This is a genomic window from Aeromonas sp. 11P (assembly GCF_051920165.1).
Taxonomy (GTDB): domain Bacteria; phylum Pseudomonadota; class Gammaproteobacteria; order Enterobacterales; family Aeromonadaceae; genus Aeromonas; species Aeromonas veronii.
This window is the reverse complement of record NZ_JBQBDJ010000004.1, coordinates 534,199-558,818: the sequence shown is the minus strand read 5'-3', so window position 1 is coordinate 558,818 and position 24,620 is coordinate 534,199. Positions and strand designations below refer to the sequence as shown.

The following is a 24,620-nucleotide window of genomic DNA, read 5'->3' as shown; positions in this document are numbered from 1 at the left end:
GACAAAACGAAACAAGGCGACCTCGAGGTCGCCTTGTTTCGTTTATTGCCCCTGAAAATCAGGGGCGGGGGGCACAGGATTGTCTGATCACCAGGTCAGGGTCAACAGTGATCAGGTGGTTCTCCACCGCTTCGCCGTTGATGCGAGCCAACAGGCGGGTGACGGCGAGGCGCCCCAGCTCCTCTTTGGGCTGGTTGACGGTGGTGAGTGGCGGCGACATAAATTCGGCCAGCGCCACGTTGTCGTAGCCGACGATGGAGATATCCCGCGGGATCACCAGCCCCGCCTGATGGGCTGCACTGATAGCCCCCATCGCCATCATGTCGTTGCAGACAAAGAGGGCGGTGGGGCGCTCGGGCAATGCCAGCAGACGAGTCATCGCCTGATGGCCGCTGGCGCAGTCAAAATCTCCCTCCTGGATCCAATCTTGATTGAGCGTGAGACCCGCCTCCTGCAACGCCTGCTCAAAGCCTGCATGCCGCTGGTTGGCGGGGGCGCGGCTGTGGGGGCCTGTGATGCAACCGATGGCGGTGTGGCCCAGCTCAATCAGATGGCGAGTCGCGAGATAACCACCGTGGAAGGAGTTGTCGGCGATAAGATCCACATCTTCGCTGACCAGACCCCAATCCATCACCACCACCGGCAGGCTCTTGAGCCAGTCGAGCTGGTTGAACACCTCCTGTTGGCCCTCGCTGCACATGATCAGCAGGCCATCGACCCGCTTGCGCAGCATCATCTTGAGGTAGGAGAGGGCTGTTTCCGCCTGCCCCTCGGTGTTGCCCAGCATCAGGTTGTAGCCCTGCTCGAAGCAGTAACGCTCCACCCCGCGCACCACCTCGGCAAAGAAGGGGTTGCTGGAGGTGGTGACCAGCATGCCGATACTGTTGGTCTCCTTCACCTTGAGGCTGCGGGCCACCAGACTCGGGGCATAGTTGAGCTCACGCATGGCAGCGAAGACCCGCTCGCGGGTCTCCTCGGCCACAAAGCGGGTCTTGTTGATGACATGGGAGACGGTGGTGGTAGAGACCCCCGCCAGCGCCGCCACCTCCTTGATATTGGCCATCAGTGCCCCTGTGCAGTCTGCTCAAGCAGGAAGGTGTCGACCTCCTGCTTGCTCGGGATGGAACTCTGAGCACCGAACCGGGTGACGGAGAGCGCCGCCGCCCCGTGGGCAAAGCGCACCGCGCTGTGGAAATCGGCACCGGCCAGTTCGGCTGCCAGCAGGGCGCCGTTGAAGGTATCGCCCGCGGCAGTGGTATCCACCGCCTTGACCCTAAAGCCCGGGATCAGTTGCTGCTGCTTGGCGCTGCTGCAATAGACCCCCTGGGAGCCCAGGGTGATCATCACATCCGCAATGCCCATCTGATGGAAGCGGGCGGCAGCCTCGCGGGCGCTGGCTTCGTCGGTGACTTTGACGCCGGTCAGCAGCTCGGCTTCGGTCTGGTTGGGGGTGATAAGATCCACCAGCGCCAACAGCTCAGCGGAGAGTGGGCGGGCAGGAGCTGGGTTGAGCACCACCCGGGTGCCGTGGGCACGGGCCAAACGCGCAGCTTCATGGACGCTCTCCAGCGGAACTTCCAGTTGCAACAACAGGGTGTGGGCGCCGGCGATCATGGCTTCGTGGTTTTTCACCACCGCAGGGGTGATGGCCCCGTTGGCTTCGGCGGAGATGCCGATGCTGTTCTCCCCCTCATCGCTCACATAGATGATGGCGATACCGGTCGGGAGCTTGGGATCGAGCTCGACGGCGCTGACGTCGATACCGTCTTTGGCAAAACCGGTTTTCATCTGGTGGCCGATGGCGTCATCGCCGATGCGGGCGATAAAGGAGACGGCGGCGCCAAGGCGGGCGGCCGCAACCGCCTGATTGGCCCCCTTGCCACCGGGTACCACCTGATAGCTGTGACCGGTCAGGGTTTCACCCGGGCGAGGAAAGTGGGGAACGCGCAGCACGTGGTCTGCATTGACACTGCCCAGAACGACGAGACGATTCATGTTGACTACTCCTGATGCATCTTGGCTTGAACACAGTGATGGAGTGAGCCCAAGCCGGGAGGCACCGCAATTGAGGGAAAAGGGGAGGCGAACCTCCCCTCGAGCACTTACTTGCTGACCACTTGCAGCGGTACCGGAATGGATTTCTCGACCGGCTGACCTTTCAGTACCTTGTCGGCAGTCTCGACGCCGATGGCACCGATCAGGGCAGGCTGCTGGGCCACGGTGGCGGCCAGTTTACCCTTGGCTACGGCGGCTTTGCCATCGTCAGTGCCGTCGAAGCCTACGATCATTACCTCTTTACCGGCAGCTTGTACCGCGCGGATGGCACCCAGCGCCATCTCGTCGTTCTGGGCAAAGACTGCTTGAACGGTCGGGTGGGCAGCCAGCAGGTTTTCCATGACGTTCAGACCCTTGGTGCGGTCAAAGTCGGCAGGCTGGGAAGCCAGCACCTGCAGCTTGTTGGCCGCCACGGCCAAGGCAAAGCCTTCGCCACGGTCGCGGGCGGCGGAGGTACCGGCAATCCCTTCCAGCTGGATCACCTTGGCACCGGTGCCCAGTTTCTCGGTGATAAAGTCACCGGCCAGCTTGCCGCCCGCCACGTTGTCGGAGGCAATGTGGGCCTTGACCTCACCCTGCGCAGCGCCGCGGTCCAGGGTCAGTACCGGAATGCTGGCGCGGTTGGCCAGACGGATAGCGTTGCCGACCGCTTCGGAATCGGTGGGGTTGATCAGGATGGCGCCGACCTTGCGCACGGTGAGATCTTCCATGTTGGAGAGCTCTTTGGCCGGGTCATTCTGGGAATCCAGTACCACCAGCTCGTAGCCAAGCTCTTTGGCTTTGGCTTCGGCACCCTCTTTCATGGTGACGAAGAAGGGGTTGTTGAGGGTGGAGACCACCATGGCCAGGGTTTGATCGGCGGCATGGGCGGTGCCCAGCACGGACATGATGGCGGCAGCGAGCAGGGTATTGAGCTTTTTCATCATTTCATTCCTTGTGTGTGGCTTGTCTTATCAACGATTGCTTTTGTTATCGATCATCACGGCAAGCAAGATCACGCTGGCCTTGGCGATCATCTGGTAATAGGAGGATACGTCGAGCAGGTTGAGGGCGTTGTTCAGGAAGCCGATGATCAAGGCCCCGATCAGGGTCCCCATGATGCGGCCCTTGCCGCCCATCAGGCTGGTACCACCCAGCACCACTGCGGCGATGGCATCCAGCTCGTAACCCATGCCCGCCGTCGGCTGGGCAGAGGAGAGACGAGAGGTAACGATAAGCCCTGCCAGTGCCGAGAGCGCGCCGCACAGACCATACACCGCCAGCTTCACCCGATCCACATTGATACCGGAGAGACGGGTGGCAGACTCGTTACCGCCCAGCGCGTAGATGTAGCGGCCGAGACGGGTGTGGTTGAGCATGAACCAGGCGAGCAGGAAGACGATGGCCATCAGCCAGATGGGCACCGGCAGACCGAACAGGTAACCGGTACCGAGCCAGGCGAAGTGATCGGCGCCGTCACTGAAACCGGTGGAGATGGGGCGACCCTCGGTATAGACCATGGTGATGCCGCGCAGGGCGGTCATGGTGACCAGAGTGGCGATAAAGGCCTGCACCTTGCCCTTGGCAATGATGAGACCGCTGACGCCACCCAGCAGGGCACCGGCACCCAGAGTGAGGGGCACCACCAGCCAGATGGGCAACTCCATGGCGACCATGGTTGCGGCCAGCGCGCCGCACAGGGCCAGCACAGAGCCAACCGACAGATCGATACCGGCGGTAAGGATAACCAGCGTCATGCCGACCGCCATGATGGCGTTGACCGAGGTCTGGCGCAGGATGTTGAGGAGGTTGTCGGCGGTGAAGAAGTTGGGGCTCAGGAAGGAGACCACACCAATCAGGACCAGCAGCGCGACCAGGGATTTGTTCTCGATCCACCACGCCTTGCTCATGACGCCACGGCGGGAAAGGGTTTGGGTTGTCATTGGGATGCCTCTTGCTCTGCTTGCCACTGTTTACCGACTGCCGCCGCCATCAGCTTCTCCTGATTGGCATCGCGGGTGTTGAACTCTGCGCTGATGCGCCCTTCGTGCATCACCATGATGCGATCACTCATGCCGAGCACTTCCGGCATTTCGGAGGAAACCAGAATGATGCTCATCCCCTCCTTCTTGAACTGGTTGATCAGCTGATAAATTTCCTTCTTCGCCCCCACGTCGACGCCGCGGGTCGGCTCGTCGAGGATCAGCACCTTGGGCCTTGTCAGCAGCCCCTTGGCGATGGCCACTTTCTGCTGGTTACCGCCGGAGAGCAGCTTTATCAGCTGATCCTGACTCGGGGTCTTGATGTTGAACAGGCGCACATAGTCGCTCACCGCCTGCCGTTCGGCCTTGCCGTCGATCTTGCCGTTGCTGATGAACTCGTCGAGGGCACACAGACTCATGTTCTCGCGCACCGACAGTTCCAGCACCAGCCCATCCCCCTTGCGATCTTCAGAGATATAGGCGATGCCTGCGGCCAGACCATCGGCCGGGCTTTTGGGCACTAGCGCGTGGCCATCCACCGTAATGTCACCGGCGCTGACGGGGCTGGCGCCGTAGATCAGCTTCATCAGCTCGGTACGGCCGGAGCCCATCAGGCCGCTAAAACCCAGAATTTCACCCTGACGCAGGGAGAAGCTCACTCCGCGCACGCCGGGACCGGCCAGATCTTTCACTTGCAGGCTGACGGGGCCGAGCTCGCGCTCAAGACGCGGGTACTGCTCTTCCAGCCGGCGGCCCACCATCATCTCGATGATCTTGTCTTCATCCAGATCGCTCACCGCCTTCTCACCGATCCACTTGCCATCGCGCAGCACAGTGACTCGATCGCAGATCTCGAAGATCTCCTTGAGGCGGTGGGAGATATAGACGATGCCGCAACCTTGCTCACGCAGCTCGCTGATAACCTTGAACAGCTGTTCGGTTTCGGTATCGGTCAACGCATCGGTGGGTTCGTCCATGATGATGACGCTGGCATCGAACGACAGCGCCTTGGCGATTTCCACCATCTGCTGTTCGCCGATGGAGAGATCCCCGAGCCGGGTATCCGGGCCATGCTTGACGCCAAGTCGCGCCAGCAGGCCGCTCGCCCGCTCGCGCAGCTGTTGGTGATCGATGCTGCCAAAACGGGTACGGGGTTCGCGGCCGAGGAAGATGTTGGCGGCAATCGACAACTCCGGCAGCAGGTTCAGCTCCTGGTGGATGATGCTGATCCCCTGATCCTGAGAGTCGCGGGGGCCCTTGAAGTGGACTGGCTGACCGCGGTAGCTGACGCTGCCCGCATCGGCCTGATAGATACCGGTCAGCACCTTCATCAGGGTGGATTTGCCGGCGCCATTTTCACCGAGCAGGGCCATCACCTGGCCCGGATAGACCCGCAGACCCGCTTCGTCGAGGGCGCGCACACCGGGGAAGGTCTTGACGATCCCGGTCAGCTCCAGAATGGGTGAGAGGGGGGAGGTTGTGCTCATTTGCAGCTTCCTTGAAGAGGCATTCTTTGAAGAATGTCAGAACGCCACACCGGCGCAGAGGATCAGGTTGGCGTAGGGAGTCACCTCGCCGCTGCGCACGATCGCCTTGCTCTGGCGGGAGCGGGTTTTGAACTCTTCGTGCAGGCAGTATTCGATGGCGATGGGCTTGCCCTGGGCGGCTGCGTGCGCTTCAAGCTGATCGACCAGCGCCTGATGGGCGGCAGGGCTGATCTGCTTGATCTCGCTCGCCATGATCACCTTCTCCACCACCAGATCGGTGAGCAGGGCGCTCAGCACGGTTTCGAGGCTGGGGGTGCCCGCCATCAGCGCCAGATCGATCCGCTCCGGCCCTGCCGGAATGGGCAAGCCCGCATCGCAGACGGTGATCTCGTCGGTGTGACCCATCTGTGCTACCAGAGCACTCAGGGGAGCATTGAGCAGTACGCCTCGTTTCATACAGCACCTCATCAGGCTTTCGCCATCGCAGTTTCTTATCAGGCAACCGGTTACGCAACCGGTTGCGTTATGGCGCAAAGATAGGCTTTTTAGGATGGAAGAGCCATGGCAAAACCACGGAAATGTGAAAACGATCTCAAAGGCGGGGGAGGAAAGAGAAAGAAGGGTGCCAGCAGAGCCTCGGCACCCTTTTTATTGATTTTTTACTTAGTTGGAGAGGGCTTTGTTGACCGCCGGACGGCTCAGCATGCGCTGATAATGCTCGGCAACCTTGGGGAATTCACTGATCTCGACCCCATCGCTTTTCAGCCAGCCCGCGACCACGAACAGATAGATGTCCGCCACGCTGAACTGCTCGCCCAGTACCCAGGGGCCTGCCAGATAGTGCTGCTCAATCTGGGCAAAACCATCGCGCATATTGCTGGCGACTTTCTGCTGCATGGCGACAATGGCCTGCTCGTCATCGGCCCAGCGGCTGCCACGGCGACCGTGGGCGTGGGAGACATGCACGGTGGAGGCGAGGAAGCTGTTGACCTCTTGCATGCGGGCCAGCAGGAACGGGTTGTCCAGCGGCGCCAGCTTGGCATTGGGGAAGCGCTGCGCCACATAGAGCAGCAGGGCCGGGGTCTCGGTCAGGGTGCCCTGTTCTGTAATAAGCGCCGGCACCCGTCCTTTGGGGTTGATGGCAAGATACGCAGGATCACGCTGCTCCCCTGCGGCGAGGTTGACGAGACGGGGTTGGAACGAGGCATTTGCTTCCAGCAGGGCAATCTGCACGGCCATGGCACAGGTGCCGGGAGCGAAATAAAGGGTCAGATCGGACATGAATACTCCTGATTGGCTCAGGCCACCCGCAATATCGGCGAAAAACGTGCTTTCCGTGATACCTCGAGGGGTCATGAAAAAAAGAGAGGGGCAACGCTTGCCCCACAGCCAATCTACACCCCTGAGGGGGGAAAAAAGCGCAGAATTAATCGGCTTTGGCTGCTTTGCTGTTTGCCCACACCCTAAACCCCTTGGCCAAAACCTCGAACCAGATGTTGCTGAGCTTGATGGCATCGCTGACGACTGAGGGGTGGCAAGTTGGTACTGAAAGGACTGGGGGGCAATAGCGCTCCCGCCTCGCGATGCACTCTATCTGTGAGAAATCATGCAGGTGGAAGACTGATGCCCGTGTGCGGGAATACAGATCCTTTTTGCGATGATCCTTTCAGGCTTGAAGGGGAGCACCGCAATTATTATCAATAAGACAGAACCTTATTCCCCATATAGCTTAATTTCCAAAACATTGGCGATGGCACTGCCATTCCAGTGGTATTCCAGATGCTGGGCTTGGTGGATCTTGGTGACCAGACGGGGGCGATAGAGCACATGGCAGTTATGACCGCTGTGGCGCACAGAACGGTAGTGGATACCGTCTATCCCCTTGGTTTTCTGTTCTTGGGCGAAAGCTTGGGATTGACCATAGTTGGTTGCGTGATAAAGCGGGGTGGAGAGAAATTCCGCGCTGGTGATATCGACCAGATTGGCGTTGAACTCGGTATAGAGCACCCGCATCTGTACTTTCTGAGCGGGTTCGTTGGTGTAGCCGAACATGCGCTCTTGGTGATACACAGTCTCTTTGATGGCAGTATCGAGCAGGGGGGCGCAGTAGTAACCGCCGAAATCGCCAGTGGTGAATCGGGCTCCTTCCGGGTTGATATGGGTGAAGGCTGCCATCACATAGCTGCTGCCATTTAGCCCGACCAACCAATCCTCTTTCGGTACCAACGACAGATCACCCGCCGCTTCATTCAACCGATCATTGGTCAGTGACTCTATGGCCCAGACGGCCTCCAGTTCGTCCGCATTAGCTACGTCTTCATAGAGATCGATGGTGGGGTAGCGGCTTGGAATGATCCGATAGGCTCGCTCCCCCTTGAGTTCAATCAGTGGCGGCTCTTGCATCAGGCCATACCCCCGCGCCAGGCATGCAGACGGGTGGCCACTTCATACAAATCAGCCACGCGGCCAGCGTTCATAATGTCCATCGCGCTGCGCCCTGCAAAGAAGGGATGGCTGTTGGGTTTGCGCACCCAGCCGTAGATGCTGTCGTCGGCACTGAACAGCATCCTCAGACACTTATGGATATTGAGGATGTAGCTCATCCGTTCTTGCATATCCACGGTCAGACGGATCCCGCCGTTTGACTCTTTGTATTTGTTCAATGTTGAACGGGATGAAATGCCAAGAAGTTTCAGCTGTTCATCTGTATTGCAGTGCCACTTATCCAGGATACGGAATACCACAGGCAGTGCCTTACTGGGGTCAATGGCGCCATTTTTCAGGGCTTTTTGTGCAGTGTTGGCCATATGTCCTCCTTACTATAGTCAGCGCCAGACGGCTGTCTGGCGCGTGAAATGTTAACTTGAGTTTAGTGTAGAAGAAATGCGCACACATGTACACATTTATACATATGTTCACATATATGTTCATTCTTGGGCGTTAATCTTCTTCCTTGAGGTCACGCAAAAAACACTCAGTGGTCAGTCACTATCTGGTGTGGTCCTGGCTGGTACATTGGGTTGATTTTCTCGGCGTCTTTATTGGCCTCATTTTCGAGCCGATGGGCCAGCGTGATGGAGGCCAGACACGAGGCGCGCCATGTGTCGATCGGAGTGCTGTCGTGTTTAGGCATCGAAGAGGTGAAGATGAAAAAGGGAGCTATTGCTCCCTTAATTCATTGATCCCGTCAGGGTACGTGAAAAGCCGACTTAACCGGCCTTGGCCACCATGGCTTTCAGCTGCAGGAAGTACTGCTCGTAGAGGCGGGAGGCGTCCCCCACATCGGACTGAAACTCGCCCTTGCGCTTGATCTCGTCGCTCGGGAAGACCATGGGGTTATTGCGAAACGTCGGGGTGAGCAGGGGAATGGCATCCTTGACCGGGGTGGGGTAGCCAATCGCCTCGGCCACCTTGGCGGCCACATCGGGGCGCATCAGGAAGTTGATCAGGGCGTGGGCTTCCTTCACATGCTTGGCCTTGGCCGGGATGGCGAGGTTGTCCATCCAGAGCACGGCACCTTCTTCGGGGTAGGTCATCTGGATGGAGGGGTATTCGCGCTGGGCACCGTAGGCCGAGCCGTTCCACAGCATACCGATATTGACCTCACCGGCGATAAAGGGATCGGCCGGGTTGTCGGAGTTGAACGCCTTGACGTTGGGCATCAGCTTTTTCAGGTATTCGAACGCTTCGGCAATTTGCGCCTTGTCCTGGGTGTTGGGGCTGTAGCCCAGCTGCACCAGCGCGATATGGAACACCTCGCGGGCATCGTCCATCAGCAGCAGGCTCTCTTTCCACTCCGGCGCCCAGAGCTGTTTCCAGCTGGTAACGGGTTGCTCGATGATGTCGGTGTTGGTGCCGATCCCGGTTGCGCCCCAGATATAGGGGATGGAGTAGCGGTTGTCCGGGTCGTACTCGTGGTTGAGCAGGGTAGGGTCGAGGTGCTTGAAGTTGGGCAGCTGGTCGCGATCCAGCGGCTGCAGCATCCCCTCTTTGGCCATTTTCGAGATGAAGTAGGTGCTGGGCACCACCACGTCATAGCCGTCGCCATGGGTTTTCAGCTTGGCGTAGAGGGTCTCGTTGGATTCGTAGGTGGAGTAGATCACCTTGATGCCGGTCTCTTGCTGGAACTGCTCCAGCAGGCCATCCGGCACATATTCCGACCAGTTGTAGAAGTAGACCACCTTGTCGTCGGCTGCGTGAGCGCTCTGGCTCAGCAGCGGGGTGGTGAGGGTGAGGGCGGCTGCCAGCAGGGCGCCGGCCTTGTGTTGGATTGTCATCAACAACTCCTTGGGGTTATGGGGCCTTGCGGCCCACCGTGACAGAGTTCGCCAAAGGTGGCGGGGACGAAACGGGCAGGGTCAACCCTGCCGTTTACGCAGTAACAGTTGCACCAGCAGTACCATCCCGAGGGAGGCGACCAGCATCAGGGTGGCCAGGGCGTTGACCTCGGGGGAGACCCCCACCTTGACCATGGAGTAGATCTTGAGCGGCAGGATCTCGTAGGCCGGGCCGGTCACAAAGGAGCTCACCACCACGTCGTCCAGCGACAGGGTAAAGGAGAGCAGCCAGCCCGCCATCACCGCCGGCAGGGCCAGCGGCAGTATGATGCGGCGCAGGATGATCCACTCGCCAGCCCCCAGATCCCGCGCAGCTTCCAGCATCCGCACATCAAAACCGCACAGCCGCGAGTAGACGGTGATCACTACGAACGGCAGACAGAAGGTGATGTGGGCGATCAGCAGCGACCAGAAGCCCAGCGCAATGCCGGTGGCCACAAACAGAGTCAACAGGGAGATGGCCATCACGATATCGGGGGACATCATCACCACGAACAGCATGCCGCTCACGTACTGTTTGCCGCGAAAGCGGTAGCGAAACAGCGCTACGGCGGTGAGGGTGCCGATCAGGGTGGCGGCGGTGGCGGTGAGGGCGGCGATGGTCAGGGAGTGCTGGGCCGCCTGCATCAGGCTGGCGCTGGCAAACAGCTTCTCATACCAGCCAAGGGTAAAGCCGCGCCAGTCGATGCCATATTTCGACAGGTTGAAGGAGTTGGCGATCAGCACCCCGATGGGCACATAGAGATAGCCAAACACCAGCAGCAGGAACAGAGCTTTCAGTGCGCGCATCATGCCAGCTCCCCCTTCTTGCTCAATAGCTTGCCTGCCCGCCAGTAGCAGTAGACCAACAGCGCCATCAGCACCGTCAGCATCACGCTGATGGCGGCGCCAAAGGGCCAGTCACGGCTGTTGAGGAACTGGGTCTTGATCAGGTTGCCGATCAGCAGGTGTTTGGCGCCACCCAGCAAGTCGGAGACGTAGAACATCCCCATGGCGGGCAGGAACACCAGCAGACAACCGGCGATGATGCCGGGCAGGGTGAGGGGCAGAATGATCCGCACCAGCCGCTGCCAGCCGTTGGCGCCGAGATCCCGCGCCGCCTCCAGCAAACGGCCATCCAGCTTCTCGATGCTGGAGTAGAGCGGCAGCACCATAAAGGGGAGCAGCACATAGACCAGCCCGATGATGACGGCCACCTCGGTATACATCATCTGCAGCGGCCGCTCGATAAGCCCCAGATCCAGCAGCCAGCCATTGATCAGCCCCCGGGTGCCGAGCAGCACTTTCAGCGCATAGGTGCGGATCAGGGAGTTGGTCCAGAACGGCACCACCACCAGAAACAGCAGCAGTGGGCGGATACGCGCTGGCAGATGAGCCAGCAGCCAGGCAAAGGGGTAGCCCACCAGCAGGCAGATGGCGGTAGCGAGCAGCGCCAGCCAGAGGGAGTGGAGCAGCACCTCGAAATAGAGGGGGTCCAGCAGGCGGCCATAGTTGCTCAGGGTAAAGAGCGGCGCGATAAGCTCGGACTCGTCACGGGTCAGGAAGCTGACGCCGATGATCATCAGGTTGGGCAGGAAGACAAACAGCGTCAGCCAGCCCAGGATCAGCGCAATGGCCCCGTTGCGAAAGCCGTTGTGGGCAAAGCTGTGCGCTACCCGCAGATTAGTGAGGCTCATAGGGCAGCACCACCTCCCAGCTGTCGACCCAGTGGATCGCCACCTCCTGACCCAGGCGATAGTCAAAGTCGGGGTCATCCTCGTCGAAGAACTCGGAGATAAGCAGCTGTTTGCCACTGTCGAGTTCGATCACCGAATCCAGCGTCGCCCCCTTGTAGTTGCGCTCGCGGATATTGCCCCGCAGCGCGCCACTCTGATCGTCATCCTGATCGAGAATGCGCAGATCTTCCGGGCGCAGCAGCACCAGTACCTTGTCGTCTGGCTGGAACGGCAAGGCGGTATGGAGCAGGCATTCGCGCCCCTCTACCTCGGCCTGCCAGATACCGGGTTCGCGCTGATTGATCAGCTTGCCATCCATCACGTTGATCTCGCCGATAAAGCGGGCCACGAACAGGTTGGCTGGCGATTCGTAGATATCGCGCGGAGTGCCACGCTGGATGATTTGGCCCCCCTCCATCACCAGGATGCGATCAGACATGGTGAGCGCCTCTTCCTGATCATGGGTAACGAAGACAAAGGTGATGCCAAGGCGACGTTGCAGCGCCTTGAGCTCGCTCTGCATCTGCTTGCGCAGCTTGTAGTCGAGCGCCGAGAGGGATTCATCGAGCAGCAGCAGGCGCGGCTTGTTGACCACGGCGCGGGCGATGGCGACCCGTTGTTGCTGGCCGCCGGAGAGCTGATCCGGGCGGCGATTGGCCAGCTCGGTGAGCTGCACCATGGCGAGTGTCTCCTCGACCCGCTGGCGGATCTCGCTGGCCGGTACCTTCTGCATCTCGAGGCCAAAGGCGACGTTTTCAAACACCGTCATATGGGGGAAGAGCGCATAGCTCTGGAACACGGTGTTGATGTGCCTGTGTTCGGCGGGGATATGGGTGATCTCGTCACCGGCCAGATGGATGGTGCCACCGTCGACCGATTCGAGCCCGGCCAGCAGGCGCAGCAGGGTGGTCTTGCCACAGCCGGAGGGGCCCAGCAGGGTAAGAAATTCACCATCGTAGATTTCAAGGTCAAGGTCACTCAGGATCACCTTGCCATCGTATTTTTTGCTGATCTTGTTCAGCGCGACAATTACCTGTGGATTGTTCATCATCCGCCAGTCTCACCCCAGCCAGTGGCCATCGTGTTGAAAGAGGGCCGCATTCTATGCAGCCAACACATGAAATTAAAGGCTTTTTGGCCCGAATTAGCCGCAACTGCGCAGGAAAAACGGCTACGAATAGCAGACCAAATCGCTATAATGTGCCACCTGATTTGGTCGTTTTCGATATTGGATAGTCAATTGAGTAATAAAATGCGTATTGGCGGCTCCCTTGAGCAGTCTCTGAACCAGGGCTACCGCCTTGATCTGAAAGGGGTCATCCAGGAGGGATGGCAACAGACCCGCCGTACCGGATTTGGCCTGCTGCTGGCGATTGTCGGGGTGACGGCGATCTGGATCCTGCTTAGCAATGTGCTGCTGTTGCCCTATCTGGGGGATGACAGCCAGATGAATGTGGCCATGGTGCTGAGCTTGCTGATGACGGTGGTGATGGCCCCCATGACCAGCTCCCTCGATATGCTGGGGTTGCAGCAGTCGGTCGGGGTGCGCGCCCGCGCCAACCAGGTGTTCGACTTCTTCCGCCACTTTGTACGCCTCGGCATGTTGAGCCTGCTTGGCAGTCTGCTCACCAGCCTGTTTGGCCCGCTGTTCGATCTGCTGGGATTGCCCGCCGTACTCTCTTTCATCCCCTCAGCCCTGATCGGCATGGGGCTGCTCTTTACCGTCCCGCTGGTGCTGGAGCGTGGCCTGACGCCGCCCCAGGCCATTCTGGTTTCTCTCAAACTCTTTGCGCGCGGCTGGCCCAGCATTGTGCTGTTCCACGGCGTGATGACCGCGCTCTTCTTCCTGGCTCTGATCCCGATGGGGTTGGGGCTTATCTGGGTGGCACCGCTCTATTTCAACTGCAAAGGGATCCTCTATCGGGATCTCTGCGGGGTGGGGGTAGAGGTTAACGAGGTGACAGAAGGCCCCAACCATTTCAATGCATGATGCAAAAGGATGTTGAATGACCCGTCGATATGGAGTGACCAAGGCTGTGCGCCAGAGTCTGCTGGCCACGCTCTTGCTGCCAGGGCTGGCGCTGGCTGAGCCGGTGCTGGCTGAGCCGGTGCTGGATCTGCAATACAGCACCTTCTACAGCCAGATGAAGACCTTTGCCAAAGGGGAGTTTGGTCACGCCAGACTGGGGTTTTATCTGACCGATCCGCAAAATAGTCGGCGCTGCGGCCTCACTTTTGCCCGGGTTGTAACCGACAGCAAGGAAGTGGCGGGCGAGGTAACGGTCGATAGCGAACTGCGCCTGCCTTTTGATGAGGATCTCAACCTCGACAAGGGGATCGTGACCGTCGGCCTGAAAGAAGAGCACGCCACTTGCGATATGACGGTACAGGTGATGGCCGACGCACCGAACGGGCCCGAGCTGCCGCTGGCCGAGCTGGCGGCCCGTCAGCAGCAGATGCAGTCGCTGCTCGACAAGATGGCGGGCATGGTCGGCAAGCACTTCCTGCCGAAGATGGAAGGGGTGCGCATTACCCTGGTGCAGCAGAGCGGCACCGCTTATCTGTTTGATGGTGCCCGTCAGGAGGCGCTGCCCTGGCAGGAAGGCCACCTGCTGCTGAGCAATGAGCAACTGGCCGCGTTCGCAACCGGGCAACTTCGCCTGCAGGGTGACGTGTTGCGCCTGACCCCCTGGTTGCACAAGGGCTGATGCCGATGGTGTTGTCACGTTGGTAACAGGCAGATCAAGAAAGCAAAAAAGGAGCGATCATCGCTCCTTTTTTATTGCGTGGCGTTTGCCCTGTGACGGCGGCTTAGCGCACTTCAATCACATCCAGCATGTCCATCTCGTCGATATCCAGCAGCGGTGCTTTTGGCATCTCGGGCGGATCAAACGCCTTGTCTCCGCCATCGATGATGCCGGAGTCGCGGTTGATGCTCTTGAAGTCAAACAGCTTGTGATCGAGCAGGTGGCTCGGGATCACATCCTGAATGGCGGTGAACATGGTCTCGATACGACCCGGGAAGCGGCGATCCCAATCCTGCATCATCTGCTTGATGGCCTGACGCTGCAGGTTCTCCTGCGAGCCGCACAGGTTGCACGGAATGATGGGGAAGGCTTTGACGTCGGCGTAGCGGATCAGATCCTTCTCTTTGCAGTAAGCCAGCGGGCGGATCACCACGTTCTTGCCATCATCGCTCACCAGCTTGGGCGGCATGGACTTGAGCTTGCCACCGTAGAACATGTTGAGGAACAGGGTCTCGAGGATGTCGTCGCGGTGGTGGCCAAGGGCAATCTTGGTGCAACCCAGCTCCTGGGCGGTGCGGTAGAGAATACCGCGACGCAGCCGTGAGCAGAGGGAGCAGGTAGTTTTGCCTTCCGGTACCTTCTCTTTGACGATGGAGTATGTATCTTCCTCGACGATCTTGTACTCGATGCCGAGGGAATCCAGGTACTCGGGCAGCACATGCTCGGGGAAACCGGGCTGCTTCTGATCCAGGTTGACGGCAACCAGATCGAAATGGATGGGGGCGCTGGCTTTGAGGCTCATCAGTATGTCGAGCATACCGAAGCTGTCCTTGCCGCCGGAGAGGCAGACCATGACCTTGTCGCCCTCTTCAATCATGTTGAAGTCGGCAATGGCTTGACCCACGTTGCGCCGCAGGCGCTTCTGCAGTTTGTTAAAACTGTATTTTTCTTTGGCGTTCAGCTCTTCTAGCATGCTCGTAAAACCCGGGACACAAATAAGCGCGTTATTATAGCCATGTCCCGGGGTAGGGCAAGGTGCCAGGCACCTTATGATCGATTGCGACGACTGTCGACCGGGCAGCTGTAGTCCGCCGGTTTGAGGATCAGGATGTCGCAGGAGAGGCGGTCAATCACATGTTCGGCAGTATTGCCGAGCAGAGCAGCAGAAAGACCGGTACGCCCGACACAGCCCATGATCATCAAGGTCGCCTTGAGCTCTTCGGCCATATCCGGCAACACCTCTTCCGGTAGTCCTTCAGCTACCCGGGTCCAGAGATGACCGATCCCGAACTTGTCGGCATGGCTTAGCAGCAGGCTTTCGTGGTGCTTGCGGATCGCCTCGTTGTAGGCGTTGGGGTCAAACTCCGGCAGCTCGATGGCCACGTTAACCGGGGTGCCCGGGTAGGTGTTGACCAGATAGAGGTTTGAGCCCAGCAGCTCGGCGATGTCGCTTCCCTCCTGGGTGATCCGTTCGTTGAGCAGTTTCTGATCCGGATCGTCGCTTGAGCAGTTGATGGCGGCGATGATGTTGCCGCCCCGTTGCCAGTGACCCTCCTTGACCAGCAGCACCGGACAGGGGCATTTGCGCAGCAGGTGCCAGTCGGTGGGGGTAAAGATGAAGGTTTGCAGGAAGCTGTGATGGTGAGTGGCTTTGACCACCAGATCGTGGCGCTGCTCCAGCACCTCCTGAATGACGCACTCGAAGGGACGATTGTGCCAGACTACCTTCACTTCGCATTCGATCCCCCGTGCCCGATAGGGGGTCAGGATCTCGTCCAGCCACTCACGTCGCTGTGAAATGACGCCGTCGCGCATCTCTTGCCGCTCGTCCACCGAGAGCATGGCGGTCATTTCATACGAGAAGTCATAGATGGTGAGCAGCAGGGTCAGATGGGCGTTTTCGTCCAGCTCGGCGACTTTGACTGCCCGTTCGAGGGCGATTTGACGCTCCTCTTCTGGATTGATAACCACCAGAATATTCTGATATTTGACCATCTTCTCCTCCTTGGAAAAGTCCAATGACAGCAGAATCTTAGCCATTACAGCTTAGCGCAGGAGGAGGGTATGGGGAACGTACCGGATCACATTCCAGAGGAAAGGATCCGGCAGGGAACGCAGGAAAATAGCGGGAGGGTAAGCGGAAAGTCAGCCGCAGGGCGGGCGAGTTGCACCGGCCATCATGCCCAGCGCGACCTGATCAAGCACGGTAATGTATTTGCCTTTAACGCTGATGAGACCGGACTTCTGGAAACGTCCGAGCAGACGACTGATGGTCTCGACGGTCAGACCCAGATAGTTGCCAATGTCCCCACGGGTCATGGAGAGACGGAACTCCTTGGCGGAGAAACCGCGCTCGGAGAAGCGTACCGACAGATTGTGCAGGAAGGCGGCGAGGCGCTCTTCAGCATTCTTCTTGGAGAGCAGCAGGATCATCTCCTGATCGCCCATGATTTCGCTGCTCATCAGACGCATGATCTGCTGGCGCAGTTTGGGCATCTTGCCGGAGAGATCATCCAGCACTTCAAAGGGGATCTCGCACACCATGGCCGTTTCCAGCGCTTGGGCGAAGGAGGGGTGGGCCTGCTTGTTGATGGCATCAAACCCGACCAGATCGCCAGCGAGGTGGAACGCAGTGATCTGCTCATCCCCTTGCTCGGTGATGGTGTAAGACTTGATGGTCCCGGAACGGATGGCATAGAGCGATTTGAACTCATCGCCAGCCTTGAACAGCTCTTCACCCTTCTGGATCGGCTTCTTGCGCTCGATGATGCTGTCCAGCTGATCAAGCTCGTTGTCGTTCAGAGTGAAGGGAATACAGAGCTGACTGATGCTGCAATCCTGGCAATGAATTGCACAGCCACCGCTCTGGATACGTCTGCCAGGTTTCTTTTCCGGGATCATAGGCTCATACGAATAATTGATTTATATCAAACAAGTTTACCATCAACTCATCCGTTTTGGATAGGGTTTCAAAAGGAAGCAATTCCAATCCAGAAGGTATGTACCCCGAACAAAATGAGCAGCAGGGCACCGCCAAGGCGCAAACTGCGCAGGGTGAGCCAGTATCTCAGGCGATCGGCGAGCCCGCCCAACGCGAACAGGGTGGGCAGGGTGCCGAGACCAAAAAAGAGCATGATCAGCGCCCCGCCACTGGCCGAACCGGCCGCTGCGCTCCAGGTCAGCATGGAGTAGACCAGCCCGCAGGGGAGCCAGCCCCACACCATGCCAAAGGGCAGTGCCTGCACAGGTGAAGTGAAGGGGATAAATTTGCCCGCCAGCGGTTTGATATGGGGCCAAAGTCTTGCGCCAAGCCGCTCCAGCAACAAAATCCCTTGCCACCAGCCCGCCAGATAGAGACCAAGCGCAATCATTAATAGAGCTGCCACGAGACGCAAGCCGGCAATAGCGTGTTTGCCTGCGCCCAGCTCGCTGGTGGTGGCGAGCAGGCCACCCACCAAGGCTCCTGCGATGACATAGCTCAGGATCCGGCCGAGGTTGTAGTTGAGCAGATAGGCGAGCCGCCCCCAGAAGTGCTGCTTGTTGGCGGGGATCGCCATGGATAGCGCGGCAGAGACCCCCCCACACATGCCGATACAGTGGGCAGAGCCTGCCAGTCCGACCAGCAGGGCGCCGGCCAGATCAAGGTTGTGGGTCATGGTCAGCAGGCTTTACGGGTTTGTGGGCAGGTTGCTCTTCGTCAAACAGGATGTTGGATCCCTGCCGGTCGAGATCTTCAAACTGCTCGGAGCGAATGGCCCAGAAGAAGACGACCCCGGCGATGATCACAAACAGGATGGCGATGGGGATCAGGACAAAAATTATATTCATGAGAGGTACCTTGGCGTTTATCCTTGGCAAGCGTCCCCTATGGTAACCCTGTTCTGGCAGGGGGCCAGCCGCTATCAGTGAGAAATGTGGCCTGCATCGGAGGCAGGCCACATTTTCAGCTATTTTCCGCCACCAGCCTCATCGGTTGAGGCGCATGGAGTTGGTTACCACGATGAGTGAGCTGAGCGACATGCCCGCCGCCGCCAGATAGGGGGGCAGCCAGCCGCAGGCCGCCAGCGGCAGCACCAGCAGGTTGTAACCGATGGACCAGGCGAAGTTCTCGATGATGATCTTGCGGGTACGCACTGCCAGTACTCTTGCCTCGAGCAGTCGGCTCAGGTCATCGGCTAGCAGGATGGCGTCGGCGCTGTTTTTCGCCAGATCGGTGCCACCAGCCATGGCAAACGAGGCGTGAGCGCCAGCCAGTACCGGCGCGTCGTTGATGCCATCGCCCACCATGATGCTGATATCCCCCTGGGCTTCCCGGGCCTTGAGGTAGGCCAGCTTGCCATCGGGTGAGACCCCCTTGACCAGCTCATCCACTCCCAGCTCGCGGGCAATCTCGTCTGCTTGCAGAGAGCTGTCACCAGTCAGCACGGTAGTTTGCAGACCTGCTGCCTTGAATGCCGCGATCAGCGCCTTGGCATCGGGGCGCAGGGTATCTTCCAGATTGAAGCGGGCCAATACCTGTTGCTCGTTGGCCAGATAGATAGCCAGACCATGCTCGTGCGCTGGCTCCAGCCCAAGCCAGCGGGCACTGCCGATGCGGTAGCGTACGCCATCCACCAGCGCTGTGATGCCGTGACCGATGACCGGGGTGATCTCGCGGGCGGATGGCAGCACGGCGATGCTGTCGGCTGGCAGCCGGAAGGCGCGAGCTATGGGGTGCTCGGATTGCGCCTCCATGGCCCGAGCGATGGCGAGGCAGTGCGTCTCGTCCATCTCTGCCAAGGCGGTGGTGCCTGTCAGACTGATCTCACCTGTGGTCAGGGTGCCAGTCTTGTCCATCACGATCCGGTTAGCCTTGGTCAATATATCCAGCACATGGCCACGGCGCAGCAGGATGCCGTTGCGGGTCAGATTGGCGGTCGCCGAGGTCAGCGCTGTCGGCGTTGCCAGCGACAGGGCGCAGGGGCAGGTGGCCACCAGCACGGCGAGGGTGACCCAGAACGCCTGATCCGGTTGATGGAAGTGCCAGAAGGTCCAGACCGCGGCGGCAATGATCAGCAGCACCAGAATAAAGTGGCGCGACAGCTGATCCGCCATCTGGGCGATGGCCGGTTTGTCATCGAGAGCGTGATCCTGCAGCCGCATGATCTGGGCGATCCGCGACTCTTCGATACGGTGGCTGACCCGGATCTGCAGCGGGGCATCCGTGTTGATGGTGCCGGCATAGACCTGATCACCGCGCTGTTTAAGCAGTGGCAGCTGTTCACCGGTCAGCATGGATTCGTTGAGGCTGGCTTGCCCTTCGACAATGATGCCGTCCGCTGGCAAGGTTGCTCCGGCCAGCACCCGTACCCGATCGCCGACCTGCAAGGTCTTGGCCGCTACCTCATGCTCCCCTTCATCATCGATGCGGGTCGCCATGATGGGCACCAGTCGCGCCAGGTTGGAGCTCGATTCCGACGCCTTGCGCCGGGCCCGCAACTCGAGAAAGCGCCCCAGCAGCAGGAAGAAGACGAACATGGTGATGGAGTCGTAATAGACCTCACCGGTATTGAACACAGTGGCCCACATGGAGGCGATAAAAGCCCCGATCAGCGCCAGCGACACCGACACATCCATCGACAGGTGACCCTGTTTCAGACTGCGACAGGCACCCACATAAAAGGGCTGGGCTGAGTAGATCATGATGGGGGTGGAGAGCAGCAGGCTTATCCACTTGAAGTAGACCATGAACTCATCTTCAACACTGATGAAGAGGTCCATGTAGAGGGCCACGGCGCACATCATCACCTGCATCGAGCCCAGCCCTGCCAGTGCCAGCCGGAACATATAGCTGCGCACCTCTTTGGCGTAGAGCGCCTCCTGTTGATGGGTCTGGAACGGGTAGGCGCGATAGCCGATCTGGGCAAATCCCTTGAGAATGTCACTCAGGGAGAGCTGGTCCGGATCCCACTTGATGCGGGCCCGGTGGGTGGTGGTGTTGACGTTGATGTAGCGCAGGCCCGTCAGTGTCATCAGGTGGCGTTCGATAAGCCAGGCACAGGCGGCGCAGGTGAGCCCTTCTACTGTCAGCTGGATTTCGCGAAGGGTACCGCTATCGGTGACAAAATCCTGTTGCACTTCTGCCAGATCGTAGTGGGTGAGGGCGGCCAGCTCCTCGGGCACCAGATCCCCCTTGGTGCCGGGTGCGGTGCGGTGATCGTAGTAACTGGCAAGGCCGCACTCCATGATGGTTTCCGCCACCGCCTGACAACCGGGGCAGCACATGGGGCGAACAATCCCCTTTATCTCGAGGGAATAGCCACTATTGGCGGGTACCGGCTCGCCACAGTGAAAGCATGGGGTCATGCGTTATGCCCCCCTGAATGCAGAATGCAAGCAGCAGGAGCGCTGGCGAGAACCGGCTCGCCACAGTGAGAACAGCCGGTCATGGCTTAGCGTCCTTTCGGGTCGAGTTCGACAGGGGCCTGGGTGGGCAGCTGGACGGTCTCTTGCAATCGCCACTGGTGATCGAAGGCATCGACCCGAATGTGCCACTTGCCGACCAGCGGCTTGTCGAAATGGAGACGGTAGGTGCCGCTCGCATCGGCGGTGATCATGTGTTCGCTGTCCTGACCGGCCAAGGTCGGGTGGAACAGCGAGAGATAGAGGGCTTGCCCAGCGGGAATATCGCCGCTGATGGGTTTGAGGGTCAGCTCGTTGCCGTCAACCTCCAGCCTAAAGCGGATATTGAGCGCTTCGGAGCGGTCAAACTTGCTCAAGTCCTGATTGATCTCTTTCCCTTGTTTGTAATAGTCCTCGGCCACCAGATTGACCCCATCCTTGCTGGCGATGATGGCGGTGGCGATACTGCCGATAACGGCGGCAGTGGGGAGGGCGATGATAAACCAGGGCCAGAATTGGCGATACCACGGTTTGGATAGAGGTTGGGTCATGATTGCTACTGCCATGAAACGAATGATTAACGTGGAAGATGGTTTTTACGCAACACAAGATAACAAAAAGCCTCGAGGAGTCGAGGCTTTTTGCTGTGTAATCACGTGTTTATCACATGTTACAACGTTACGGGCGAACCTTATTTGGCAGACTGTTGATGAGACAGGCTGTAAACGTAGGAGGCCAGCAGGTGAACCTTGTCCTCACCCAGAATGTCTTTCCAGGCTGGCATCACACCGTGACGACCGTGGGTGATGGTTTGTACCACCACTTCGCGGGAGCCACCGTAGAGCCAGGTGTTGTTGGTCAGATCTGGCGCTCCGACGGCAACACCGCCCTTGGCATCAGCCCCGTGGCAGGCAGCGCAGATGGCAAAGCGTGCTTCACCTTTCTTCGCTTCCACCAAGTCGACCTTGCGACCGGAGAGGCTCAGCACATAGGAGGCCACTTCCTGAACGCCATCTTTGCCGAGGATTTCACCCCAGGCAGCCATGATCCCCTGACGACCGCCCATGATGGTGGTCTTGATTTGATCAGGCTGGCCGCCCCATTGCCATTCGCTGTCGGTCAGGTTCGGGAAACCGCGACCACCGCGGGCGTCAGAGCCGTGGCACTGGGAGCAGTTCTGCAGGAACAGACGCTGACCCACTTTCAGGGCTTCCGGATCCTTGGCGATCTCGGTAATGGCACGATAGGTTTTGCCATCCGCTTCGTAGGTGAGTTCACGGAACTTGGCGCCGTAGATCTCGTCAGCCTTGGCGACCTCGCGGTCATACTCCACCGCGCGACCTTCGGCCTTGGCCGATTCGGTTGCAGCCTTGGACTCGGCCAGCGAGCGCACGTCCTGGTTGGAACTTTGCCAGCCCAACAGGCCTTTAAAGTTGCCAAGCCCCGGGAAGGCGATCAGATAGACCAGACCGGTGACGATGAAGAAGAGGAACATGTAAGTCCACCACTTCGGCAGCGGGTTGTTGATCTCCTCGATGCCATCGAAGGAGTGACCCATCGATTTGCCTTCTTCAACACCCATCTTGTCCTTGCGACACCACATCAGCAGCAAGAAGCAGCCGAGGATGGTTCCCAGACTGATGACAGTCACAAAAATGCTAAACAGAGTGCTCATTATTGTTTCGCTCCTGCGTTCTTTTTATCAGCACCGGGTTGCTCATCATCGGCAAAACCAGATTGGCAGCCTCGTCGAAAGAGGTCTTGCGGCGTTTGCTGTAGGCCCAGACGATGATGCCAATCATGATGGCCATCAACAGCAGGGTATACAGACCGCGAAATGTGCCGTAGTCCATTTTCGCCTCCTTATTTCAGGGCATGACCCAGTGATTGCAGATAGGCCACCAGCGCATCCAGCTCGGTTTTGCCTTTGACGGCTTCGCCGGCACCCTGAATATCGGCGTCGGTATAGGGCACACCGAAGTGATCGCGGAACAGCGCCAGCTTCTTGGCCGTCATCTCGCCGGTCAGCACATTGGTATCAAGCCAGGGGTAGGCGGGCATGTTGGATTCCGGTACCACATCGCGCGGGTTGATCAGGTGAACCTTGTGCCACTCGTCGGAGTAGCGGCCACCGACACGGGCCAGGTCCGGACCAGTACGCTTGGAGCCCCACAGGAAGGGGTGCTCCCAGACGCTCTCACCGGCGACTGAGTAGTGACCGTAACGCTCGGTTTCGGCACGGAACGGACGGATCATCTGGCTGTGGCAGTTGGTGCAGCCTTCGCGGATGAAGATGTCGCGTCCTTCCATCTGCAGAGCGGTGTAGGGCTTGAGGCCCTCCACCGGCTCGGTGGTTTGCTTTTGGAAGAACAGCGGAGTGATTTCAACCAGGCCCCCCAGACTGATGGCGAATATGATGCCGACCACCAGCATGGGAACGCTTTTTTCAAATATTTCGTGACGGTTATTGTTGCTCATGGGTTGACCTCTTCAATCATGCTGGCTGGGCGACAGGTTCCAGAGAACCTTTGGGCGCAGTGATGGTGCGATAGGCGTTGTAAGCCATCAGCAACATGCCGGTGACGAAGAAGCAGCCACCCAGGAAGCGCACGAAATAGAAGGGATAGGATGCCTGCAGCGCTTCAACGAAGCTGTAGGTCAGGGTGCCGTCTTCGTTGACTGCACGCCACATCAGGCCCTGCATCACGCCGGAAATCCACATGGCAACGATGTAGAGCACGGTGCCCACGGTCGCCAGCCAGAAGTGAACGTTGATCAGCTTGACGCTGTACATCCGGCCCTGGCCGAACAGGTTCGGGATCAGATGGTAAACCGCACCGATGGAGACCATGGCAACCCAGCCCAGCGCACCGGAGTGCACGTGACCAACGGTCCAGTCGGTGTAGTGGGAGAGGGCGTTGACGGTTTTGATCGCCATCATCGGGCCTTCGAAGGTCGACATGCCGTAGAAAGAGAGGGAGACGATCAGGAAGCGCAGGATAGGGTCATAACGCAGTTTGTGCCAGGCACCGGAGAGGGTCATGATGCCGTTGATCATGCCGCCCCAGGAGGGGACAAACAGGATCAGGGACATAACCATGCCCAGTGACTGAGCCCAGTCAGGCAGTGCGGTGTAGTGCAGGTGGTGCGGACCTGCCCAGATATAGAGGGAGATCAGCGCCCAGAAGTGCACGATGGAGAGGCGATAGGAGTAAACCGGACGACCGGCCTGCTTGGGCACGAAGTAGTACATCATCCCCAGGAAGCCGGCGGTCAGCAGGAAGCCTACCGCGTTGTGGCCATACCACCACTGCACCATGGCGTCCATGGCGCCGGAGTACATGGAGTAGGACTTCATGCCGGAGAGCGGCACTTCCATGTTGTTGACAATGTGCAGCACCGCAACGGTGATGATGAAGGCGCCGAAGAACCAGTTCGCCACATAGATGTGGGAGGTGGTGCGCTTCATCAGGGTGCCGAAGAAGACGATGGCATAGGCGACCCATACCACAGTGATGGCGATATCAATCGGCCACTCCAGCTCGGCATACTCTTTAGCGGAGGTGTAACCCAGCGGCAGAGAGATGGCGGCAGAGAGGATGATTGCTTGCCAGCCCCAGAAGACGAAGGTTGCCAGCGGGCCACCAAACAGTCTGGTTTGACAGGTGCGCTGCACCACGTAAAACGAGGTGGCCATCAGTGCACTGACGCCGAAGGCGAAGATCACTGCGTTGGTATGGAGGGGCCGCAGACGACTGTAAGTCAGCCAGGGGGTCTCGAAGTTGAGGGCAGGCCAGATCAACTGGGCTGCGATCAGTACGCCAACCGACATGCCGACAATTCCCCAGACAATCGTCATGACGGTAAACTGGCGAACAACGGTGTAGTTGTACTCAGGATGGTTAGTTGTATGGCTCATCGTTATATTCCGCTTCCG

The 24,620-nt window shown here is 59.0% G+C and carries 25 protein-coding genes and 1 pseudogene; 2 read left to right on the top strand and 24 right to left on the bottom strand.

Going from position 1 to position 24,620, the window contains the following annotated elements:
* Positions 1–58 precede the first annotated feature (58 nt).
* From ACTG1P_RS02750 to potA, 13 genes are all read right to left on the bottom strand, one after another.
* Positions 59–1,063, bottom strand: a complete 1,005-nt coding sequence (locus tag ACTG1P_RS02750) for a substrate-binding domain-containing protein (RefSeq protein ID WP_440000425.1) — start codon at positions 1,061–1,063, stop codon at positions 59–61.
* Positions 1,063–1,995: a ribokinase gene (gene rbsK, locus ACTG1P_RS02745; protein ID WP_440000424.1), complete on the bottom strand. Its 933-nt coding sequence runs from the start codon at positions 1,993–1,995 to the stop codon at positions 1,063–1,065. The genes ACTG1P_RS02750 and rbsK overlap by 1 nt, the downstream gene beginning before the upstream one ends.
* A 107-nt stretch (positions 1,996–2,102) precedes the next feature.
* Positions 2,103–2,978 carry a ribose ABC transporter substrate-binding protein RbsB gene (gene rbsB / locus ACTG1P_RS02740; RefSeq protein ID WP_005336672.1) on the bottom strand — a complete coding sequence of 292 codons (876 nt, stop codon included), beginning with the start codon at positions 2,976–2,978 and terminating at the stop codon, positions 2,103–2,105.
* A 30-nt stretch (positions 2,979–3,008) separates the two neighbouring features.
* Complete coding sequence (rbsC, locus tag ACTG1P_RS02735; protein ID WP_005336670.1) at positions 3,009–3,977, bottom strand: ribose ABC transporter permease; 969 nt, start codon at positions 3,975–3,977, stop codon at positions 3,009–3,011.
* Positions 3,974–5,503 (bottom strand): ribose ABC transporter ATP-binding protein RbsA, encoded by a 1,530-nt coding sequence (gene rbsA / locus ACTG1P_RS02730; RefSeq protein ID WP_440000423.1) that lies wholly within the window; start codon positions 5,501–5,503, stop codon positions 3,974–3,976. Before rbsA ends, rbsC begins: the two co-directional genes overlap by 4 nt.
* A 36-nt stretch (positions 5,504–5,539) precedes the next feature.
* Complete coding sequence (rbsD, locus tag ACTG1P_RS02725; RefSeq protein ID WP_108542123.1) at positions 5,540–5,959, bottom strand: D-ribose pyranase; 420 nt, start codon at positions 5,957–5,959, stop codon at positions 5,540–5,542.
* Between the two features lie 207 nt (positions 5,960–6,166).
* Positions 6,167–6,784 (bottom strand): glutathione S-transferase family protein, encoded by a 618-nt coding sequence (locus ACTG1P_RS02720; RefSeq protein WP_440000422.1) that lies wholly within the window; start codon positions 6,782–6,784, stop codon positions 6,167–6,169.
* 432 nt (positions 6,785–7,216) lie between these two features.
* Positions 7,217–7,906 carry an RES family NAD+ phosphorylase gene (locus tag ACTG1P_RS02715; RefSeq protein WP_005336650.1) on the bottom strand — a complete coding sequence of 230 codons (690 nt, stop codon included), beginning with the start codon at positions 7,904–7,906 and terminating at the stop codon, positions 7,217–7,219.
* Complete coding sequence (locus ACTG1P_RS02710) at positions 7,906–8,310, bottom strand: MbcA/ParS/Xre antitoxin family protein (protein WP_005336648.1); 405 nt, start codon at positions 8,308–8,310, stop codon at positions 7,906–7,908. Before ACTG1P_RS02710 ends, ACTG1P_RS02715 begins: the two co-directional genes overlap by 1 nt.
* 402 nt (positions 8,311–8,712) lie before the next feature.
* A complete protein-coding gene (locus ACTG1P_RS02705) occupies positions 8,713–9,780 on the bottom strand; it encodes an extracellular solute-binding protein (protein WP_440000421.1) in 1,068 nt (355 codons plus the stop codon).
* 81 nt (positions 9,781–9,861) lie between these two features.
* Positions 9,862–10,632 (bottom strand): spermidine/putrescine ABC transporter permease PotC, encoded by a 771-nt coding sequence (potC, locus tag ACTG1P_RS02700; protein ID WP_440000420.1) that lies wholly within the window; start codon positions 10,630–10,632, stop codon positions 9,862–9,864.
* Positions 10,629–11,516: a spermidine/putrescine ABC transporter permease PotB gene (gene potB / locus ACTG1P_RS02695; RefSeq protein WP_019446371.1), complete on the bottom strand. Its 888-nt coding sequence runs from the start codon at positions 11,514–11,516 to the stop codon at positions 10,629–10,631. The genes potC and potB overlap by 4 nt, the downstream gene beginning before the upstream one ends.
* A complete protein-coding gene (gene potA, locus ACTG1P_RS02690; protein WP_440000419.1) occupies positions 11,503–12,606 on the bottom strand; it encodes a spermidine/putrescine ABC transporter ATP-binding protein PotA in 1,104 nt (367 codons plus the stop codon). Before potA ends, potB begins: the two co-directional genes overlap by 14 nt.
* Before the next feature lie 201 nt (positions 12,607–12,807).
* Between potA and ACTG1P_RS02685 the strand changes: the two genes are divergently transcribed.
* Together ACTG1P_RS02685 and ACTG1P_RS02680 are read left to right on the top strand one after the other, a co-directional pair.
* Complete coding sequence (locus tag ACTG1P_RS02685; protein WP_005351939.1) at positions 12,808–13,545, top strand: hypothetical protein; 738 nt, start codon at positions 12,808–12,810, stop codon at positions 13,543–13,545.
* A gap of 16 nt (positions 13,546–13,561) precedes the next feature.
* On the top strand, positions 13,562–14,263 hold the full coding sequence (locus tag ACTG1P_RS02680) for a DUF2987 domain-containing protein (protein ID WP_440000418.1): 702 nt from the start codon (positions 13,562–13,564) through the stop codon (positions 14,261–14,263).
* A 103-nt stretch (positions 14,264–14,366) separates the two neighbouring features.
* Here the strand turns inward: ACTG1P_RS02680 and ttcA are convergent, their stop codons facing one another.
* The 11 genes and pseudogenes from ttcA to ccoN form a co-directional block, all read right to left on the bottom strand.
* A complete protein-coding gene (gene ttcA / locus ACTG1P_RS02675; protein WP_005336634.1) occupies positions 14,367–15,275 on the bottom strand; it encodes a tRNA 2-thiocytidine(32) synthetase TtcA in 909 nt (302 codons plus the stop codon).
* A 74-nt stretch (positions 15,276–15,349) separates the two neighbouring features.
* Positions 15,350–16,297: a universal stress protein UspE gene (uspE, locus tag ACTG1P_RS02670; RefSeq protein ID WP_440000417.1), complete on the bottom strand. Its 948-nt coding sequence runs from the start codon at positions 16,295–16,297 to the stop codon at positions 15,350–15,352.
* 150 nt (positions 16,298–16,447) lie between these two features.
* A complete protein-coding gene (locus tag ACTG1P_RS02665) occupies positions 16,448–17,203 on the bottom strand; it encodes an FNR family transcription factor (RefSeq protein ID WP_005351934.1) in 756 nt (251 codons plus the stop codon).
* 68 nt (positions 17,204–17,271) lie between these two features.
* On the bottom strand, positions 17,272–17,958 hold the full coding sequence (locus ACTG1P_RS02660; RefSeq protein WP_440000416.1) for a sulfite exporter TauE/SafE family protein: 687 nt from the start codon (positions 17,956–17,958) through the stop codon (positions 17,272–17,274).
* Positions 17,942–18,130, bottom strand: coding sequence for a cbb3-type cytochrome oxidase assembly protein CcoS (ccoS, locus tag ACTG1P_RS02655; protein WP_005336630.1), 189 nt, complete (start codon positions 18,128–18,130; stop codon positions 17,942–17,944). Before ccoS ends, ACTG1P_RS02660 begins: the two co-directional genes overlap by 17 nt.
* 138 nt (positions 18,131–18,268) lie before the next feature.
* The gene (locus tag ACTG1P_RS02650) at positions 18,269–20,647 is read right to left on the bottom strand and encodes a heavy metal translocating P-type ATPase (RefSeq protein WP_440000415.1); all 2,379 of its coding nucleotides are present in this window, start codon (positions 20,645–20,647) and stop codon (positions 18,269–18,271) included.
* An 86-nt stretch (positions 20,648–20,733) separates the two neighbouring features.
* On the bottom strand, positions 20,734–21,234 hold the full coding sequence (locus ACTG1P_RS02645) for a FixH family protein (RefSeq protein ID WP_440000414.1): 501 nt from the start codon (positions 21,232–21,234) through the stop codon (positions 20,734–20,736).
* A 140-nt stretch (positions 21,235–21,374) separates the two neighbouring features.
* On the bottom strand, positions 21,375–22,358 hold the full coding sequence (gene ccoP, locus ACTG1P_RS02640) for a cytochrome-c oxidase, cbb3-type subunit III (RefSeq protein ID WP_019446377.1): 984 nt from the start codon (positions 22,356–22,358) through the stop codon (positions 21,375–21,377).
* Positions 22,358–22,536, bottom strand: a pseudogene (locus ACTG1P_RS02635) (cbb3-type cytochrome oxidase subunit 3). Before ACTG1P_RS02635 ends, ccoP begins: the two are co-directional and overlap by 1 nt.
* 10 nt (positions 22,537–22,546) lie before the next feature.
* Complete coding sequence (gene ccoO, locus ACTG1P_RS02630) at positions 22,547–23,161, bottom strand: cytochrome-c oxidase, cbb3-type subunit II (protein ID WP_005336618.1); 615 nt, start codon at positions 23,159–23,161, stop codon at positions 22,547–22,549.
* 16 nt (positions 23,162–23,177) lie between these two features.
* Entirely contained in the window at positions 23,178–24,602 is a 1,425-nt protein-coding gene (ccoN, locus tag ACTG1P_RS02625; RefSeq protein WP_005336616.1) for a cytochrome-c oxidase, cbb3-type subunit I, read from the bottom strand.
* Between the last annotated feature and the right edge of the window lie 18 nt (positions 24,603–24,620).

Excerpts from the sequence above, each read along its gene's own strand:
- ACTG1P_RS02750 (WP_440000425.1), bottom strand. The coding sequence starts at position 1,063 with ATGGCCAATATCAAGGAGGTGGCGGCGCTGGCGGGGGTCTCTACCACC.
- rbsK (WP_440000424.1), bottom strand. The coding sequence starts at position 1,995 with ATGAATCGTCTCGTCGTTCTGGGCAGTGTCAATGCAGACCACGTGCTG.
- rbsB (WP_005336672.1), bottom strand. The coding sequence starts at position 2,978 with ATGAAAAAGCTCAATACCCTGCTCGCTGCCGCCATCATGTCCGTGCTG.
- rbsC (WP_005336670.1), bottom strand. The coding sequence starts at position 3,977 with ATGACAACCCAAACCCTTTCCCGCCGTGGCGTCATGAGCAAGGCGTGG.
- rbsA (WP_440000423.1), bottom strand. The coding sequence starts at position 5,503 with ATGAGCACAACCTCCCCCCTCTCACCCATTCTGGAGCTGACCGGGATC.
- rbsD (WP_108542123.1), bottom strand. The coding sequence starts at position 5,959 with ATGAAACGAGGCGTACTGCTCAATGCTCCCCTGAGTGCTCTGGTAGCA.
- ACTG1P_RS02720 (WP_440000422.1), bottom strand. The coding sequence starts at position 6,784 with ATGTCCGATCTGACCCTTTATTTCGCTCCCGGCACCTGTGCCATGGCC.
- ACTG1P_RS02715 (WP_005336650.1), bottom strand. The coding sequence starts at position 7,906 with ATGCAAGAGCCGCCACTGATTGAACTCAAGGGGGAGCGAGCCTATCGG.
- ACTG1P_RS02710 (WP_005336648.1), bottom strand. The coding sequence starts at position 8,310 with ATGGCCAACACTGCACAAAAAGCCCTGAAAAATGGCGCCATTGACCCC.
- ACTG1P_RS02705 (WP_440000421.1), bottom strand. The coding sequence starts at position 9,780 with ATGACAATCCAACACAAGGCCGGCGCCCTGCTGGCAGCCGCCCTCACC.
- potC (WP_440000420.1), bottom strand. The coding sequence starts at position 10,632 with ATGATGCGCGCACTGAAAGCTCTGTTCCTGCTGCTGGTGTTTGGCTAT.
- potB (WP_019446371.1), bottom strand. The coding sequence starts at position 11,516 with ATGAGCCTCACTAATCTGCGGGTAGCGCACAGCTTTGCCCACAACGGC.
- potA (WP_440000419.1), bottom strand. The coding sequence starts at position 12,606 with ATGATGAACAATCCACAGGTAATTGTCGCGCTGAACAAGATCAGCAAA.
- ACTG1P_RS02685 (WP_005351939.1), top strand. The coding sequence starts at position 12,808 with ATGCGTATTGGCGGCTCCCTTGAGCAGTCTCTGAACCAGGGCTACCGC.
- ACTG1P_RS02680 (WP_440000418.1), top strand. The coding sequence starts at position 13,562 with ATGACCCGTCGATATGGAGTGACCAAGGCTGTGCGCCAGAGTCTGCTG.
- ttcA (WP_005336634.1), bottom strand. The coding sequence starts at position 15,275 with ATGCTAGAAGAGCTGAACGCCAAAGAAAAATACAGTTTTAACAAACTG.
- uspE (WP_440000417.1), bottom strand. The coding sequence starts at position 16,297 with ATGGTCAAATATCAGAATATTCTGGTGGTTATCAATCCAGAAGAGGAG.
- ACTG1P_RS02665 (WP_005351934.1), bottom strand. The coding sequence starts at position 17,203 with ATGATCCCGGAAAAGAAACCTGGCAGACGTATCCAGAGCGGTGGCTGT.
- ACTG1P_RS02660 (WP_440000416.1), bottom strand. The coding sequence starts at position 17,958 with ATGACCCACAACCTTGATCTGGCCGGCGCCCTGCTGGTCGGACTGGCA.
- ccoS (WP_005336630.1), bottom strand. The coding sequence starts at position 18,130 with ATGAATATAATTTTTGTCCTGATCCCCATCGCCATCCTGTTTGTGATC.
- ACTG1P_RS02650 (WP_440000415.1), bottom strand. The coding sequence starts at position 20,647 with ATGACCCCATGCTTTCACTGTGGCGAGCCGGTACCCGCCAATAGTGGC.
- ACTG1P_RS02645 (WP_440000414.1), bottom strand. The coding sequence starts at position 21,234 with ATGACCCAACCTCTATCCAAACCGTGGTATCGCCAATTCTGGCCCTGG.
- ccoP (WP_019446377.1), bottom strand. The coding sequence starts at position 22,358 with ATGAGCACTCTGTTTAGCATTTTTGTGACTGTCATCAGTCTGGGAACC.
- ccoO (WP_005336618.1), bottom strand. The coding sequence starts at position 23,161 with ATGAGCAACAATAACCGTCACGAAATATTTGAAAAAAGCGTTCCCATG.
- ccoN (WP_005336616.1), bottom strand. The coding sequence starts at position 24,602 with ATGAGCCATACAACTAACCATCCTGAGTACAACTACACCGTTGTTCGC.